General features: G+C 68.4%; 20 protein-coding genes. 10 read left to right on the forward strand and 10 right to left on the reverse strand.

From position 1 onward, the window contains the following. Positions 1-54: 54 nt before the first annotated feature. Positions 55-942, forward strand: a complete 888-nt coding sequence (locus tag AB5J55_RS35480) for a Ku protein (protein WP_369274539.1) — start codon at positions 55-57, stop codon at positions 940-942. On the opposite strand, the gene AB5J55_RS35485 is transcribed toward AB5J55_RS35480, so the two are convergent. After that, on the reverse strand, positions 939-1,349 hold the full coding sequence (locus AB5J55_RS35485; protein ID WP_369274540.1) for a DUF6233 domain-containing protein: 411 nt from the start codon (positions 1,347-1,349) through the stop codon (positions 939-941). The two genes, AB5J55_RS35480 and AB5J55_RS35485, sit on opposite strands and share 4 nt — an antisense overlap. Before the next feature lie 45 nt (positions 1,350-1,394). Here AB5J55_RS35485 and AB5J55_RS35490 point away from each other — a divergent pair, with 45 nt between their 5' ends. Genes AB5J55_RS35490 through AB5J55_RS35500 form a run of 3 tightly spaced genes read left to right on the forward strand, consistent with a single transcriptional unit; the run spans position 1,395 to position 2,017 of the window. Continuing rightward, entirely contained in the window at positions 1,395-1,664 is a 270-nt protein-coding gene (locus AB5J55_RS35490) for a hypothetical protein (protein ID WP_369274541.1), read from the forward strand. Further along, positions 1,657-1,857 carry a hypothetical protein gene (locus tag AB5J55_RS35495; RefSeq protein ID WP_369274542.1) on the forward strand — a complete coding sequence of 67 codons (201 nt, stop codon included), beginning with the start codon at positions 1,657-1,659 and terminating at the stop codon, positions 1,855-1,857. Before AB5J55_RS35490 ends, AB5J55_RS35495 begins: the two co-directional genes overlap by 8 nt. A 19-nt stretch (positions 1,858-1,876) precedes the next feature. Further along, positions 1,877-2,017 (forward strand): hypothetical protein, encoded by a 141-nt coding sequence (locus AB5J55_RS35500; RefSeq protein ID WP_369274543.1) that lies wholly within the window; start codon positions 1,877-1,879, stop codon positions 2,015-2,017. Between the two features lie 92 nt (positions 2,018-2,109). Here AB5J55_RS35500 and AB5J55_RS35505 read toward each other — a convergent pair whose 3' ends face one another. The 4 genes from AB5J55_RS35505 to AB5J55_RS35520 form a co-directional block, all read right to left on the reverse strand. Further along, positions 2,110-2,340 (reverse strand): hypothetical protein, encoded by a 231-nt coding sequence (locus AB5J55_RS35505; RefSeq protein WP_369274544.1) that lies wholly within the window; start codon positions 2,338-2,340, stop codon positions 2,110-2,112. Positions 2,341-2,351: 11 nt separating this feature from the next. Next, positions 2,352-2,531 carry a hypothetical protein gene (locus AB5J55_RS35510; protein ID WP_369274545.1) on the reverse strand — a complete coding sequence of 60 codons (180 nt, stop codon included), beginning with the start codon at positions 2,529-2,531 and terminating at the stop codon, positions 2,352-2,354. A 34-nt stretch (positions 2,532-2,565) separates the two neighbouring features. Then, positions 2,566-2,811 (reverse strand): GntR family transcriptional regulator, encoded by a 246-nt coding sequence (locus AB5J55_RS35515; protein ID WP_369274546.1) that lies wholly within the window; start codon positions 2,809-2,811, stop codon positions 2,566-2,568. A gap of 580 nt (positions 2,812-3,391) precedes the next feature. Beyond that, a complete protein-coding gene (locus tag AB5J55_RS35520) occupies positions 3,392-3,535 on the reverse strand; it encodes a helix-turn-helix domain-containing protein (RefSeq protein WP_369276374.1) in 144 nt (47 codons plus the stop codon). Between the two features lie 412 nt (positions 3,536-3,947). Here AB5J55_RS35520 and AB5J55_RS35525 point away from each other — a divergent pair, with 412 nt between their 5' ends. Both AB5J55_RS35525 and AB5J55_RS35530 read left to right on the forward strand, forming a co-directional pair. Beyond that, positions 3,948-4,187: a hypothetical protein gene (locus AB5J55_RS35525; RefSeq protein ID WP_369274547.1), complete on the forward strand. Its 240-nt coding sequence runs from the start codon at positions 3,948-3,950 to the stop codon at positions 4,185-4,187. Between the two features lie 61 nt (positions 4,188-4,248). Further along, a complete protein-coding gene (locus AB5J55_RS35530; RefSeq protein WP_369276375.1) occupies positions 4,249-4,485 on the forward strand; it encodes a hypothetical protein in 237 nt (78 codons plus the stop codon). A gap of 86 nt (positions 4,486-4,571) precedes the next feature. Here the strand turns inward: AB5J55_RS35530 and AB5J55_RS35535 are convergent, their stop codons facing one another. Beyond that, positions 4,572-5,228 (reverse strand): hypothetical protein, encoded by a 657-nt coding sequence (locus AB5J55_RS35535; RefSeq protein WP_369274548.1) that lies wholly within the window; start codon positions 5,226-5,228, stop codon positions 4,572-4,574. A 238-nt stretch (positions 5,229-5,466) separates the two neighbouring features. Here AB5J55_RS35535 and AB5J55_RS35540 point away from each other — a divergent pair, with 238 nt between their 5' ends. Next, positions 5,467-6,069, forward strand: coding sequence for a DUF4352 domain-containing protein (locus tag AB5J55_RS35540; RefSeq protein WP_369274549.1), 603 nt, complete (start codon positions 5,467-5,469; stop codon positions 6,067-6,069). Positions 6,070-6,118: 49 nt separating this feature from the next. Here AB5J55_RS35540 and AB5J55_RS35545 read toward each other — a convergent pair whose 3' ends face one another. Both AB5J55_RS35545 and AB5J55_RS35550 read right to left on the reverse strand, forming a co-directional pair. Further along, positions 6,119-6,271, reverse strand: coding sequence for a hypothetical protein (locus AB5J55_RS35545; RefSeq protein ID WP_369274550.1), 153 nt, complete (start codon positions 6,269-6,271; stop codon positions 6,119-6,121). 120 nt (positions 6,272-6,391) lie between these two features. Then, on the reverse strand, positions 6,392-9,307 hold the full coding sequence (locus AB5J55_RS35550; protein WP_369274551.1) for a glycoside hydrolase family 48 protein: 2,916 nt from the start codon (positions 9,305-9,307) through the stop codon (positions 6,392-6,394). 387 nt (positions 9,308-9,694) lie between these two features. On the opposite strand from AB5J55_RS35550, the gene AB5J55_RS35555 reads away from it, so the two are divergent. Then, entirely contained in the window at positions 9,695-11,398 is a 1,704-nt protein-coding gene (locus AB5J55_RS35555; RefSeq protein ID WP_369274552.1) for a glycoside hydrolase family 6 protein, read from the forward strand. Positions 11,399-11,484: 86 nt separating this feature from the next. Here AB5J55_RS35555 and AB5J55_RS35560 read toward each other — a convergent pair whose 3' ends face one another. Beyond that, on the reverse strand, positions 11,485-12,255 hold the full coding sequence (locus AB5J55_RS35560; protein WP_369274553.1) for a phytanoyl-CoA dioxygenase family protein: 771 nt from the start codon (positions 12,253-12,255) through the stop codon (positions 11,485-11,487). Between the two features lie 136 nt (positions 12,256-12,391). On the opposite strand from AB5J55_RS35560, the gene AB5J55_RS35565 reads away from it, so the two are divergent. Together AB5J55_RS35565 and AB5J55_RS35570 are read left to right on the forward strand one after the other, a co-directional pair. Beyond that, on the forward strand, positions 12,392-13,288 hold the full coding sequence (locus AB5J55_RS35565) for a trans-aconitate 2-methyltransferase (protein ID WP_369274554.1): 897 nt from the start codon (positions 12,392-12,394) through the stop codon (positions 13,286-13,288). 121 nt (positions 13,289-13,409) lie between these two features. Next, a complete protein-coding gene (locus AB5J55_RS35570; protein WP_369274555.1) occupies positions 13,410-14,111 on the forward strand; it encodes an SDR family oxidoreductase in 702 nt (233 codons plus the stop codon). 27 nt (positions 14,112-14,138) lie between these two features. Here AB5J55_RS35570 and AB5J55_RS35575 read toward each other — a convergent pair whose 3' ends face one another. After that, complete coding sequence (locus tag AB5J55_RS35575) at positions 14,139-14,822, reverse strand: glycoside hydrolase family 75 protein (protein ID WP_369274556.1); 684 nt, start codon at positions 14,820-14,822, stop codon at positions 14,139-14,141. Positions 14,823-14,892: the final 70 nt, after the last annotated feature.

The raw sequence follows: 14,892 nt of genomic DNA on the forward strand, positions 1-14,892 counted from the left end.
ACCGGTGGGGCGGTCGTAGGCTGATGCTGCTCGGGGCTACTGCGGAGGTCTCCCATGCCCCGAACCATCTGGAACGGCGCCATCTCGTTCGGTCTCGTGACCGTGCCTATCCACGTGGTCGGCGCGACCGAGAACCACTCGATCCAGTTCCACCAGTACCACCTGGAGGACATGGGCCGGGTGCGGGTGCGGAAGGTGTGCGAGCTGGAGGACCGCGAGGTCTCCCAGTCGGAGATCGGCAAAGGCTACGAGTACGCCCGCGAACAGGTCGTCGCGGTCACCGACGAGGACCTGGCGAACCTGCCGCTGCCGACGGCGAAGGCGATTGAGATCGCCGGGTTCGTGCCGCTGGAGTCGATCGACCCGATCCGTATCGGCGACGGCTACTACCTGGCCCCGGACGGCCAGGTCGCGGCGAAGCCGTACAAGCTGCTCGTGAAGGCGTTGGGCCGGTCGTCGAAGGTGGCCGTGGCACGGTATGCCTGGTCGGGCCGGGAGCGGCTGGGTCTGGTGCGGGTACGGGATGACGTGCTGGTGCTGCATGCGATGCGCTGGCCGGACGAGATCCGTGACCCCTCCGAGTTGCTGCCGGAGCCGGTGGAGCTGACGGACGAGGAGATCGACGGGGCGCTGTCGCTTTTGGACTCGATGACCCGCGACACCCTGGAGGGGCCGGAGTTCCGCGACACCTATACAGACGCCCTCGCTGAGATCATCGAGGCGAAGCGGGAAGACCGGCCGCTGCCCGAGGCGCCGGAGCCGGAGAAGCCGGGCCAGCTGGTCGATCTGATGTCGGCGCTGCAGGAGTCCGTGCAGAAGGCCAAGGCATCCCGCGGTGAGGACGCCGAGGTGCACGAGATGCCGAAGAAGAAGGCCGCGAAGAAGCAGCCGGCCAAGAAGGCCGCGGCGAAGAAGACGGCCCGGAAGCCGCGGAGCGCCTAGTCGAGGATCCCGAGCTCTGAGTCCGGCCTGCAGAATCCGCACGCCTCGATGTTCGGATCCATGAGCGCCACGCGCGCGTCGTGCTCGGTGATCCGGTGCGGTGTGCCCTCGATCATCGAGCAATCGCCAGCATGGACGATCGCGGGTTCGGGCCCTTGGGGTGTGCGCTTCTGCTGGACGACGAACTGCGGCCGCACGCTGATCTGCGTGACGGGGCCGAGGTTCGCGCCCCCTTTGGGGAGCCGCGGCTTCCGTGGCGGTGGGGCCTCGGCCTGAGCGAGCGCGGCCTGGACGGCGTCACGCTGAAGCCGGAGGTAGATGCCCACGGTCTCGTTCTCGGCGAGCTGCTGTTCCAAGTGCGCCAGGATCGCGCGCAGGCGTGGCGGGTCAGGAGGCAGCTCGTTCACGCGTTCGATTCTAGGGGTGTCGGTGCCGTCTGCCATCCTGAGGGCATGGCCGACCGTACAGAGATGCCCATGGAGTGGCTCCGCTACCTGAAGCAGGAGACGGCTCGACGAGAGCAGGAGATCACTCAACATCTCCTGCAGGTGCCGGACTATCCGCCGCTGCCCGAATGCCCGACATGCAGCGTTGCTCCAGAGCAAATCACCACCCGCACCGCTGAGCCCAGCTTCAAGCAAGATGGCACGCCGCTCCTGGTGGACTTCAAGCCCTGCGGGCACGGGTTCATGGTCTCCGAGTCCGAGCTCCTGAGTGGCTGACTCGCCTGGCAGATACCACCTCACCCTCACCGCAGCCGGCCGTCCGACGATGCAGGGCTGGTGGGGGAGCGAGGCCGTAGCCCGCGGAAAGTTCACGAGCTGGGTCGGCGATCGGGGAGTCCCCGGCGTCCGCGTCACCCTCGTCGACGAAGAGACCGGCACCGTGTTGACGACGTGGCCCGAGCAGGCGTGAACCCTGGCATGCTGCCCGCATGATCCATGAGGAAGAGCCCGCCACAGTCGAAGAAGAGGACGGCTTCGAGGACGTCGAGGTGGACTTCGCCGAACCCGGACCCGCCGGCACCTACGTACTGTCCACGCGACGCCCCGGCGTTGTCAGTGGCCCCTCGTAGCATTGGCCTCATCGTTGTCCGTGCATGCTCAGCATTGGACAGCTACTCGAATGACGCCCCGCTGGTGTGATGCCCGGCGGGGCGTCGCGTTGTCAGGCGTCGGCAGGCTCCGGGTGGCGGACGGCCTTCTTCACGGCCATCTCGACGTCAACGCGCGGCTTGCCCTCGGCGTCGGCGTGCTCGGTGACGGCGGCCTGGAAGGCGGCTGCGGCAGCGAGCCACGCCTGCCGGGCCGAGTCGTAGTCGTCGGCGGTCTGGAGCTGGGCGTGTGCGTCAACGGCTGCGCGTTCGAGCTTCACGAGATCTTCGAAGGTATGTGCCACGAACGGCGATCCTATGCCGCCGTCGTCACGTCCCCGCGGGTGACCCGGTCCAGCTCCGCCAGCAGCTGCTGGTACTCGGCCCGCTGCTCGTCCGTGAGCCGCGCATCCCGGTGCGAGAACAGTGCCCGGATCGCCGCGTTCAGCTCCTCAGCGGAGCGCGCGACGCCATCCGGCGGGGGCGTGGGGGGCATAGATCAAAGCCTAGCCGCGGGGTCTGACACCGGGCTATGACTTCGGCGGCTGCGGCAGTTCCGTGACGAACGTGCCGATCCCCGGCTGCATGTACGCCAGGCCCGCCTGCCGCAGCTCGGTCAACACCCGCTTCGCAGTCACCTGGCTGATCCCGAACTCATCACAGATAGCCATCCCGGAGGGGAGCCGGCCGCCGGGCTCATAGGTGCCGTCGAGGATCCGCTCCGACATCACGGCGTAGACCTGCTTCCAGCGCGGCACCTCCGGCTCCCACTTCATGATCAGGAAGCTAGGCGGACCTACCCAGACACGCGAGATCAGTGGACCTATACGGCCTATACCACCTATCCCGCCGGTGTACCGTGAAATTGCAAGAGCCCCCAGGCCGCGGCCCACGCGACCCAGGGGCGAGCCGACGAACGGAGCGTCGACGTGGAAGAGCGTAGAGGCGAGCAACCAACCCCCGGAACAAGGCCGCCGATATCTCCCGTCAGCGGGCCGAGCGCCACGCAGCAGGCCCGGAGCGACTATGTCTGGCACACCACCGAAGAGTGCCCGCGCTGCCGAGACATCGACCGAGACCGGTGCGAGAAGGGTCAGGCGCTGTGGCGTGCCTGGGAAGACGCCTGCGACGCCGCCTTCCGTCGGCTGGCCGAAGAGGCGCGGTGACGCCGGTCGTGCGGTACCGGGGTGACTGACCCGCACAGCCGTGGCCACAGCGTGCGCGGGTGGTAACAAATTCGCACGGGGTGTACAGAATCCGCGCGGATATATGCAGTGGGCACGCTGTCGCCCTAAGGTCACCTCTTGTTGACTCAGAGTTGATGAGCACCGCGCAGGTTGGTGCGCACCACAGCTGTCAGTGAAGGAGGTCGGTGACGTGAACGCGCAGACCCTGCGCCACATGCAGCAGGTGGCTGAGTTTCATCTCGGCGCCGGCTTCCATGCGCTGGACCGTGGACCGGTCGACCGCGCTGGCGGCGGCGAGCATTTCCTGGGTCATGTTCAGGTGCAGGCGCCGTACCCGGATGCGGTCGCCGACGGACTTGCGGGCGTCGAGGATCCACTGCGGTTGTTCGGCTGGCACGCGACCAACCGTTTACGGATCATGATCATAAGTCAGCAGCAGATCTGAGGCATTTTCCGATCATGGAATCGGAGCGACGGACCGCCAGCCCCTCCGCGTAGAACACATAGAAGCATCACCAGGCCTCGACCGTTCCGCCACTGCCACCCCCCACGGCAGCCCTGCGGCGTGCTGGCATATGCCGCAGGGCTAGAGGTAGTGTGCGAGATTCGAAAGTTTGTTCACCCGATCGTGTGAACCACGCCTGACCTGTGCATTCCGTTGAACACGCAGGGAACTAGGGGCACGCCCCCTACGCCAACAGCCGGCCGAGACACCGGGAGAAACGATGGACCGTCAGCAGATCCTCGACCTATACCAATGGGCGCTCGGCATCTGCTTCCGGCATCCCGACAAGGGCGAGGTCCCCACCGCTGTCGTCGGCGTCATCCACCCCCGCGAAGACGGCGAGCGAGAAGTCCGCGCCTGCGCCGACTGTGTCGTGGTCATGGAGGACATAAGGCGCGAGGAGGCCGCGCGGTCGGGGAGCGAGTATGAGCCGGGTCATCTCGGCGAGGTACTGAAGTAGTGGAGACGCCCTGGTGACGAGTCGTCTCCGAGGCTTATTCCTGGGGAGGATCTGGGGAGGGGTGCATGCTGGGGAGCAGCCGGGGAGGCCTAGAGACCTCCCCCCGTCTCACCTCATCTCGGTTCGCCTCACTTCGTCGCTACAGGTCAGCGCTGTATCCATTGCTCAACAGGCGGCACCCCCAGACCGCACGGGTCTGGCCTGGCAGAACACGGCCTACAACCAGCCTCCGCACCCGAGCTTCTTCATCGGCGACGGCATGGCTGCGGCGCCCAGGCCGATGGTCTACACGCCCTGAGCTTGGGCGATTTGGCCTGGCAGAGACATGAAACGGCGGCCGTCGCGTCTCCCGACGGCCGCCGGCATCATGATCGAGACGTACGCCTACGGGCAGGGTTCGTCGAACTTGACTGCGGTGAAGGAAACCGGCCGTCCGTTCAGTGCCACGCCGGCGTCCGGAGACTGCGTGCACACCTGCCAGTTCGATTCGACCAGTACCCAACGGTCGTCGCCGCTCGCGTCATCGACGGTGATCGAGGTGCCGGACTCCAGAGCCGCCCGAGCGGCCTTCACCGACTTGCCCTTGAAGTCCGGCATGCTGCCGCCCGCCGCCGACGGCGCCTTCTCCTCCTTCGCCGGGCACTTCTCCTCCAACTTCACCGCCCCGAAGTCCAGTTCCGTGTCCGTCGACACCGACGTGCCGGCCTTGACGTTCTGGCTGCAGACCTGCCAGTTCCTGTCGAAGGCCTGCATGCGGTCCCGACCGAGTGCGTCGTGCGAGGTGAGAGCGTAGAAGCCGAGCTCCTGTGCCCTGTCCTGCGCGGACTGCAGGCCCATGGCCACGAAGTTCGGGACGGTCGCCTTCTCGGCTTCGGCCGGCTTGCCGTCGCTCGAAGGCGGGCGGCTCGTCGGGGCACCCGACGTTGTCGAGGCGCCACCCGCACCGGCGCCGGACGATTCGCTGTCATCGGACGGTTGGCAGGCCACGACGCCGGCCACGGCGGCACAGAGCAGAGTCGCGGTAATGATGCGGGTTCGCATTGATTCCCCCGGAGTGATGCCAGTACAGGCGGAATACCGTAGAGCACATGTGAGGGAAGTGTGAACTCTCGTCGTCGTGTCGCGCCGACGGGGCTGCGGCGGACGGCGATCAGATCGGGGCGAAAGTGGTGCCCGGCCTCGGGGTTGCTGGTGGTTCGGATTTTGGTCGATGGGTCGTACAACCATTCACGTTCTTTACGGGTCCTTCACATGCGTACTACCGAAACCTGGGGAGAACATGGTCCACCACACCCGCATCCGTCTTGCCGTCACCGCGGCGGCCGCCGTCGCCGCGCTCGGTCTGACCGCTTGTGGCAGCGGCTCCGGCGACGAGGTCGTCGACAAGCCGAAGGCGAACGCCTCTGCCAAGGCCGGCAGCGGCGACGAGAAGGAGCCCGCCGCTGAGAAGAGCAGTGCCGCGCCCGAGGTCGCCAAGGTCGGCGACACGATTGCCCTCAAGGGCATGGACAGTGGCAGCGGACTCGACGCCACCGTCGTCAAGGTCGTCGACAACGCCAAGTCCGGTGACGAGTTCTTCGCCCCCGAGTCCGGCAACCGGTGGATCGGCGTGCAGTTCCAACTCGTCAACACCGGGTCCAAGGTCTACTCCGACGCTCCGGTGAACGGGGCGAAGATCGTGGACGATCAGGGTCAGCAGTTCGGGCCCGTCCTCGCCGACATCACGGCCGGCCCCTCGATGTCGTCGGACGTCCGGTTGAAGCCCGGCGCGAAGGCTCTGGGCTGGGTCGTGTTCGAGGTGCCGAAGGCGTCGAAGGCGGCCACCGTCACCTTCGGGATGGACTCGGGCTTCGCTGAGCAGATCGGGGAGTGGAAGCTGTAGGAGTGCACGGAGGGCGCGCGCCTGCGACGGCACGCGCCCTCGGGCTGACTCAATTCACCGCGCAGTTCTGGTCCCCGAACCCGAAAGCCGTCGGCTCCAAGGGCCGAGCCGAGGAATCGGAGGTGGCGAGCGCGGGTGGGGTGCCCGCGAGCAGTCCGGCTGCGAGTGTGAGTACGGCCGTGAGGATGCGGGTTCTGCGCACGGGGGTCCCTTCTTCGAAGAGGGTGGCGCCAACGTCCCAAGGGGCGCGGGGAACCGCGCGACCAGCCACAACCAGCCGGCCGTCGCAGTACGCCCGCGCCCCCAGCCGCTCTGCGAACCGCTACTCGAGCAGCTCCGCATACGAGCCCATGGCCAACGCAATGTCCGCCTGAGCCCAGAACCGGTGATACGTGAACGACGGCGCCGCCCCGCCCGCGAGATACGCCTCGATCTTCGACCAGGCGGGATCGTCCTCGTAGAACGACCGGATCGAGTCGAAGGTCGACGACGAGTTGATCGCGTCACCGTTCGGCATGGTGCCGCTCCACCCGCTCGGGACGTAGATCGCGTCGTCGAAGCGGTTGTAGTCGGCGCGGGTCTCCTGGACGGCGATGCCGAGGTCGTCCTGGTGGTTGTCCCACATGCCGTCGAGCAGCGCCTTCGCCGTCGTCGCGGCCGCCGTGTCACCCGAGCGGTCGGCGTAGTACGTCAGGGTCTTGGCGTACGCGGCCGCCACGCCGACGTCGTTGGTGTAGTCGGCGACGGTGACGTGAAGTCCGCGGTTCCCACCCGGACTTGACGGGTTCCAGGTGTCGGGCTGCCCCGACCACTGGAGCGTGGACGGGATCCGGTACGTACCGTCCGGATTGACGGTCGTCTCGGACAAAGCCCAGTCGACCCACTTGTCGAGGACGCCCTTCGCCGCCGCGTTCCCCGTCTGCTGGTAGTACTCGGCCACCCGCTCCATCGACCACGCCTGGAAGCCGAACCACTGGTTGGACGGCGGGTCGTGGTAGACGGGCTGCTGGTCGTAGTACATGCCGTGGAAGGTCGGCTTCCCGGCCGGCGGGGTCGCGTACCGGCCCGCCCAGCTGTTGGTCGCACCGCCCGCGATCGCGCCCTCGCTGGACTGCAGCCATCGGTAGAACTCGACCTGCCGCTCCAGCGACTTGGCCCAGTCCGCCTGCCCTGTCGCCGACTTGGGCTTCAGATCGGCATACGCGCTGAGCGCATACGCGGCCATCGGGTTCTGGTAGCCGCCGTGCGCATGGCTGGAGCCGATGCGCCAGGCCCAGCCCGCCGAGGTGTCGGTGGCGCCGCCCCAGGCGTAGTACCAGGAGAGCAGGTAGTGCGAGGCGTCCTTGCCGGTGCCGGCGGGGCAGCCCGCGGGACCCACGCAGTTGCCGATCTTCTTGAAGTACTTGTCGTACATCGCGTAGCGCAGGTAGTCGCCCATCTTCGCGGCCTTCGCCACCGTCGCGGAGACGGCACCGCCCTTGCCCTGCGCATCGGCCCACTTGTCGGCCCAGTACGCGGCCTGCACCGCACGGGCGTCGGCGTCCGGGGCGTTGGTGAACTTCCACTGCCCGGCATACGAGGCGTCACCGGTGAAGAGGTCCAAGTACCCGTTCTTGCCGCCGTACTTGAACTGATCACACGTCGGCTGAGGCACCGTCTCCCACACCGACTCCTGCGCACCGCGCTGGAAGGTGTTGATGTACGAAGGCCCCGTGTCGCCCGGCCCCGCCTCGCACTTGCCCGGCGAGTTGCCGTAGCCGTAGGTGTTGTCGACGTCCTGCAGCCAGTGCATGGCGTAGACGTCGTCCGTGCCGTACGCGCTCTTCAGTTCACCGGCGATCGGGTCCGAGCCGACCGAGACCGACGCGTCGAGCTTCGCCGGGTACTCGTTCGGGGTGTCGAGCTCGGGCGCGTACGTCGCCGGCTTCGAGGCGTTGTAGAAGGAGTTGGCCGGCTGGTCGGCGTGGGTCGGGATCATGTACTTCTCCATGATCTCCCAGGCCCCGTTGAACTTGGACCAGTCACCCGTGACCTTGCCGTACATCGCCTGCAGCCAGAGAAGGTAGCTGTAGGCCTCGGACGTGGTCTCGTGGCCGTGGTCCGGTGCCTCGACGATCAGCGTCTCGACCGAGTGGTACGGGATGCCCTCGGGCGAGAAGTAGCCGTTCGCCGGGTTGGTGATCTTGCCGTACAGCTCCAGGAAGCGGGCGTCGTACGCCTTCGCCGCCGCGATCTGGGTCACCGTGACCGAGGCCTTCGCATGCCCGTTGGCTGTCGACTCGAAAGTCGCCGCACCGGTACCGGAGTTGTCGGCGGTGATCGTGACCCGCTGTGCGGTGTTCCAGTTCGAGGGCGTGAAGGTGAGCGCGGCGCCGGCGGTCACCGACAGACCTGAATTGCCGCCGGTGCGGGCGGTGGTGACCGTCACGTCGGTCGACGGCCGGGTCGACAGCTTGACGTCGTAGGAGGCCGACTTGCCCTGTTGGACGGGGAGTTGGGTCGGTGCGGCCACGACGGCGGGAGCCGAGGCGACCGTGATGCCGACCGGCGTGGACTCCGCGGACGCGCCCAGGCTGTCGTACCCCTTCGCGAGGAGCGAATGACTGCCCACGGTCAAGCTTGAGACCGAGAGCGAGTACGGCGCCGTGGTGTCCGTGCCCAGCAGTGTCGTGTTGTCGTAGAACTCGACCTTGCTGATCGTCGCGCCGTCCGCGGCAGCGGCGGTGGCCGCGAGCGGGACGGCGTCGCCCTGCGAGTAGACGGCGCCCGCCGCCGGGCTGGTCAGCACGGTGATGGGGGGCTGGTGGGCGCCGTCGCAGCTCGTGCCGTTGATCGCGAAGTTCGTGGGGGCGGCGTTGGCGCCGCTGTAGCTGAACTGCGCGCCGGTCGTGACCGCGGCTCCGGCGGCGATCCGCCCGTTGTGGCCGGCGTTCTTCACCGTGACCGACTGGCCCGACTGGGACCAGGTGCCGTTCCAGCCGTTGCTGAGCCTCTGGTTGCCCGCGTAGCCGTACGTCAGGGTCCAGCCGTCGATGACGTCGGTGCCGCGGTTGGTGATCGTCAGGTCCGCGGTGAAGCCGGAGCCCCAGTCATTGGTCCGGTAGTCGACACTGCACTGAAGCGCAGCTGCCTGCGCGGGAGTTGATCCCGTGCTCAGCATGGTCAGGGGGAGCGCAAGGGCCGCTGTGACGGCCGTCCAGAACCGTCGTATGGCTCTGCGTCTGCGTGGGGGATGCACGTGCTGGTTCCTCCTTGCGGCTCGGAGAAGTCAAGGCTTGAACCAGTGGGAGCGCTCCCATAGTGGAGATGGGGGTGCAAGGGGTCAAGGTGCTTGAAGAGTCGAAAAGATTCGACGCGTTCAGTTGAGCAAAAGTCAGCAACTCCCCTGTCCTCCACCGCCACTTGGCGCTAGCTTCATGGACACCAGTGGGAGCGATTCCATCACTCGACGCGTCCGTCACGACGTGCCTGAGCTGTGAGGAGTCGCTCATGCGACACCCCCCGCGTTCAGTACTTTCAGCCGTCGTCGGCACCTCCTCCTTGCCTCTTGCGCGCCCTGCACGGATGGACCGTCAGCACCCGCAACCAAGAAGGAACCCGCACTCATGACTCGTACCATACTGCGATGCTCGCCGCCCTGGCACTGGTCGCCGGGGCCTCGGGGACCGCGCTCGCCGCGGACTCCGGCGGAATCGGCACGGCCGCCGTCCCCTGCACCGTCGACTACAAGGTGCAGAACCAGTGGGACACCGGCTTCACCGCCGCCGTGACGGTAACCAACCAGGGCGCCGCCAGGTCCAACTGGTCGGTGAGGTGGTCGTACGCCGGAAACCAGAAGGTCACCAGCGGCTGGAACGCCAGGATCAGCCAGAGCGGTGCCGCTGTGACCGCCACCAACGAGACCTACAACGGGACCCTGTCGACGGGCGGTTCGGTCAGCTTCGGCTTCCAGGGCTCCTACAGCGGCACCAACGCCGTCCCGGCCACCTTCACTCTCGACGGTGTGACCTGCAACGTCGACGACGGCTCGGGCCCCACGGATCCCACTGACCCGACCGATCCCGGCCCGACCGGCCCGAAGGCCGACAACCCGTACGCCGGCGCCAAGGTGTACGTGAACCCGGAGTGGTCCGCGAAGGCCGCCGACGAGCCGGGCGGCAGCCGGATCGCGAACCAGCCGACCGGCGTCTGGCTCGACCGCATCGCCGCCATCAACGGCGTCAACGGCGGCATGGGTCTGCGCGACCACCTCGACGAGGCCCTGACCCAGAAGGGCTCCGGCGAACTCGTCGTCCAGCTGGTGATCTACAACCTCCCCGGACGCGACTGCGCGGCCCTCGCCTCCAACGGTGAGCTCGGCCCGACGGAGCTCGGCCGGTACAAGACCGAGTACATCGACCCGATCGCCGCGATCCTCGCCGACCCGAAGTACGCCTCGCTGCGGATCGTGACGACCATCGAGATCGACTCACTGCCCAACCTGGTCACCAACACCGGAAGCCGGCCCACGGCCACCCCGCAGTGCGACGTGATGAAGGCCAACGGCAACTACCAGAAGGGCGTCGGCTACGCCCTCAACAAGCTCGGCGACGCGCCCAACGTCTACAACTACATCGACGCCGGTCACCACGGCTGGATCGGCTGGGACGACAACTTCGCCGCCAGCGCGGCCGTGATGAAGGAGGCGGCCACCTCCGAGGGCGCCACCGTCAACGACGTGCACGGCTTCATCGCCAACACGGCCAACTACAGCGCCCTGAAGGAGAACAACTTCACCATCAACGACTCCGCCGGCGGCAAGTCCGTCCGCGAGTCGAAGTGGGTCGACTGGAACCGCTACGTCGACGAGCTGTCCTTCGCGCAGGGCTTCCGCAACCAGCTCGTCACGACCGGCTTCAACTCCGGCATCGGCATGCTGATCGACACGTCCAGGAACGGCTGGGGCGGCAGCGCACGGCCCGCCGGTCCGGGCGCGACCACCGACGTCGACACGTACGTCAACGGCGGCCGCTACGACCGCCGCATCCACGTCGGCAACTGGTGCAACCAGTCCGGCGCCGGACTCGGCGAGCGCCCGCAGGCCAATCCTGCGGCCGGGATCGACGCGTACGTCTGGATCAAGCCGCCGGGGGAGTCCGACGGTGCCAGCCGGGAGATCCCGAACGACGAGGGCAAGGGGTTCGACCGGATGTGCGACCCGACGTACACGGGTAATCCGCGCAACGGCAACAACCTGTCCGGCGCCCTGCCTGACGCTCCGCTGTCGGGGCACTGGTTCTCGGCGCAGTTCCAGCAGTTGATGCAGAACGCCTACCCGCCGTTGTCGTAGCGCGATGACTGCGACTGCGCGTCCGCTGTGGCTGATCGCGCAGTTCCCCGCGCCCCTGGAGGGGCGCGGTCGCCTGCCGGGGCCGGTCAGCTCTCTTGGGCCAGGCCCCGGCGGATTGCGAACTCCACCGCCGAATAGCTGCCGTCGGGGCGCTCCAGCTCGTAGGGCACCGTCGGATGCAGGGGTGGCTGCGCCATGAAGCGGGGGCGCGTGCCGTGGTTCGGCTGGGCGGCATGGACCAGGAAGGGGTGGCAGAGGTAGACGTCGCCGGGGCGGCCGGTGGCGTGGGCGAGCGGCCGGTGCGCGGAGGCTTCGGCGACCTTCGGGCCGAGCTCCAGGAACGACGCGCCGGCCTCGCCGTACGGCGCCAGGACCGGCGGTACGTCGAGATGCGAGCCGACCCGGATGCGGGTCGGGGCGTTGTCCTCGGTGACCTCGCTGAACAGGAACAGCATGAGCAGCGCACGGTCCTTCGAGCGCACGTTCGTGTGCGGGTGCTCGGCGCCCTCGGGCACGTAGCTGCCCTCGATGTGCCAGCCCGCGTCGTCCGGTTCCTCCTCGTGCGGGAACCGCAGCGGGAAGCTGCCCAGCGAGTAGCGCGACTGCCAGCGATCCTCACCCACCAGCACGTCGAAGGCCGCATGCAGGGCGGGGGTGTTGACGGCGGCCGCGAACGGGCCCTGCGCCATGTCGTAGACCCAGTGCACGGGGTCCTTCCAGGTGGTCGGGTCCTGAGGGTCGTACCCCGTCTCCCGCCACAGCAGCCGCTCGCAGTGTTCGGCGACGCGCGGCGGGAAGGCGCCTGCGATCCTCACGAACCCGTCCTCGAGGAAGCGCTCCACCATCTCGTTGTCCATCGGGCCATCGTGGGCGACCGGCGATGCGAGCCGCATCCGTTTTTTGCGCCCCATTGTTGCCGTTCCGGCAACGACAGTGGCCCCGCGGCGGTGCGTCGGCGCACGCTGGCCTCATCCGAAGGAGAGGCTGACGAGCATGGCGCACAACCACCACGGAGACCGGCACGCCGATCACCACCACCACGACCACACCGACGTCGACTGGGCCGAGATGGGCCCGGAGCTGGAGGCGCAGGCGGAGCTGTTCACGCCCCTCTATGAGCACACCATGGCCTGGCTGGCCAAGCGGCAGACAGAACCGGGGCTGATCGTCGACGCGGGCAGCGGCCCCGGCGTCATCGCCTGTCTGCTCGCCGAAGAGTTCCCCGGTGCCCGGGTCGTCGCCGTGGACGCTTCCGAGCCGCTCCTGGAGCGTGCCGGTGCGCGGGCCAGGAGGCTCGGTGTCGCCGACCGCTTCGGCACCCTGACCGGTGATCTCCCGGACGTGCTCGACGACTTGGACTATCCGGCCGATCTGCTGTGGGTCGGCCGCACCCTGCATCACCTCGGCGACCAGCGTGCCGCCCTCTCCGCGTTCGCCGCCCGTCTCACCCTCGGCGGCACGCTGGCGCTGCAGGAGGGTGGCCTGTCGGCCCGGTTCCTGCCACGCGACGTCGGCTTCGGGCGGCCCGGGCTGCAGGCGCGCCTCGACGCGCTGGAGGAGGAGTGGTTCGCCGCGATGCGCGCGGATCTGCCCGGCACGGTCGTCGAGACCGAGGACTGGCCCGCCCTGCTCGCAGCGGCCGGCCTCCGGCCCAGCGGCACCCGCACGTTCCTCCTCGACCTGCCCGCCCCGACCACGGACCGCGCCCGCGCCTACGTCGTCGCCACCCTGACCCGCACCCGCGACGGCATCGGCGACCACCTCGACGCCGACGACCGCGCGACCCTCGACCGGCTCCTCGACCCGGACGACAAGGCGAGCGTGTATCACCGGCCGGATCTGTTCGTGCTGGCGGCGCAGACGGTCTACACGGCCGTACGGACGAAGTGACGACGGCCGGCGCCTGCCGCCCGTCCCCTCCTCGGCGCCTTGACTTCGAGAGCTCTCCAAGTGATGGACTCCCCTTCGTCCGAACGGCACGGCACACGGAACGACACACAGGGGGACCACCATGACCGACTCACCCGTCGCGCTCATCACCGGCGGTGGCAGCGGTATCGGCGCCGCGGTCGCACGGCAGCTGCTGGAGGCCGGGTACCGGGTCACCGTCACCGGCCGCGGCGAGGCACGGCTTCGTGGCTTCGCGGAGGCGCTCGGGGATCCGGAGGGTTTGCTGACGGTCGTCGGGAACGCGGCCGACTACGGCGACGTCCAGGCGGCCGTCGAGACCACGCTCAAGGCGTTCGGCCGACTGGACACCGTCGTCGCCAACGCGGGGTTCGCGACCCACGACTCGGTCGCCGAGGGGGACCCGGCCGGCTGGACCGAGATGGTGCTGACCAACGTCCTCGGCCCGGCCCTGCTGATCCGCGCCTCCGTCGACGCCCTCAAGGAGACCCGCGGCCGGATCGTCCTCGTCGGCAGCGTCGCCGGGTTCGTGCCCGGCCCGGGGAACATCTACGGGGCGACGAAGTGGGCGGTGACCGGGCTCGCCGAGAACACCCGGCGGCAGGTCACCGACTGGGGCATCGGCGTGACCCACATCGCCCCGGGCCGGGTGGAGACACCCTTCTGGGACGCCCACGGCAGTCTGCCGCCCGGGCATCTGCTGACCGCCGACCAGATCGCCGACTCGGTGGTGTGGGCCGTCCGGCAGCCCGACGGTGTGGACGTCAACACCGTCGTCGTACGGCCGCTCGGACAGCCCAACTGACCCGATCCCCGGATCGGTCACCCGGAATCAGCTGCCCCCGACGAACTCCTTCGCCAGCTTCTCGCCCAGCTCGGCCGCCGCGCTGTGGTTCTCGATGGGCGAGGCCTGAGAGTTCCTGAAGAGGATGTACGTGACGCCGGAGGCGGCCCCGCCGACGGCCGGGTCGGGGTCGATGCCGAGGGCCTCGGCGGCGGCGTAGGAGGCCTCGCCGATGATCTGCTGCGGGCCGGTGTCGCCGACCACGGCGTACAGGACCTGGTCGTCGTAAATGACCGCTGCCACGCCGCCGCCCTTGACGCCGGCGGCGCGGTAGTCCCAGGTGCCGCTGGGGCTGGGGACGACGACGTACGGCAGCGTGTCGGACCGCAGGGGCTTGCCGTCGGACTGGTGGAACGCCGTGGCCGGGAGGAACCAGGGGTCGGTGGTCTCGTTGCAGCTGTCGGTGCGCCAACCGTCGCAGTCGATGTCCATGTCGGCCGTCCAGAACACGGCATCCTTCGTGCCGCAGACGGGGACGGTGGCCGGGGTCGCCTGGTCGGTGCGGTACTTGCCGTGCGAGATCTGCGAGCAGGACGTCACCTTCGCGAGCAGGTCGGCCGCGCTCACGGCGGCTTCCTCGGGGTCCGCCTGCCCGGCGTTCGCGGGGAGCGTCGCGGTGGCGAGCAGCGCGGCTCCGGCGGCCGCTGCGAGAGTCAGTCTTCGGGTGCGCACTGCGGGGGTGGCCCTTCCGTCGGGAAAGCTTCCTTACTGACGGCTGATTGCGACGCCATGCCCCCAGTAG

It is taken from the genome of Streptomyces sp. R11, assembly GCF_041051905.1.
Classification (GTDB): domain Bacteria; phylum Actinomycetota; class Actinomycetes; order Streptomycetales; family Streptomycetaceae; genus Streptomyces.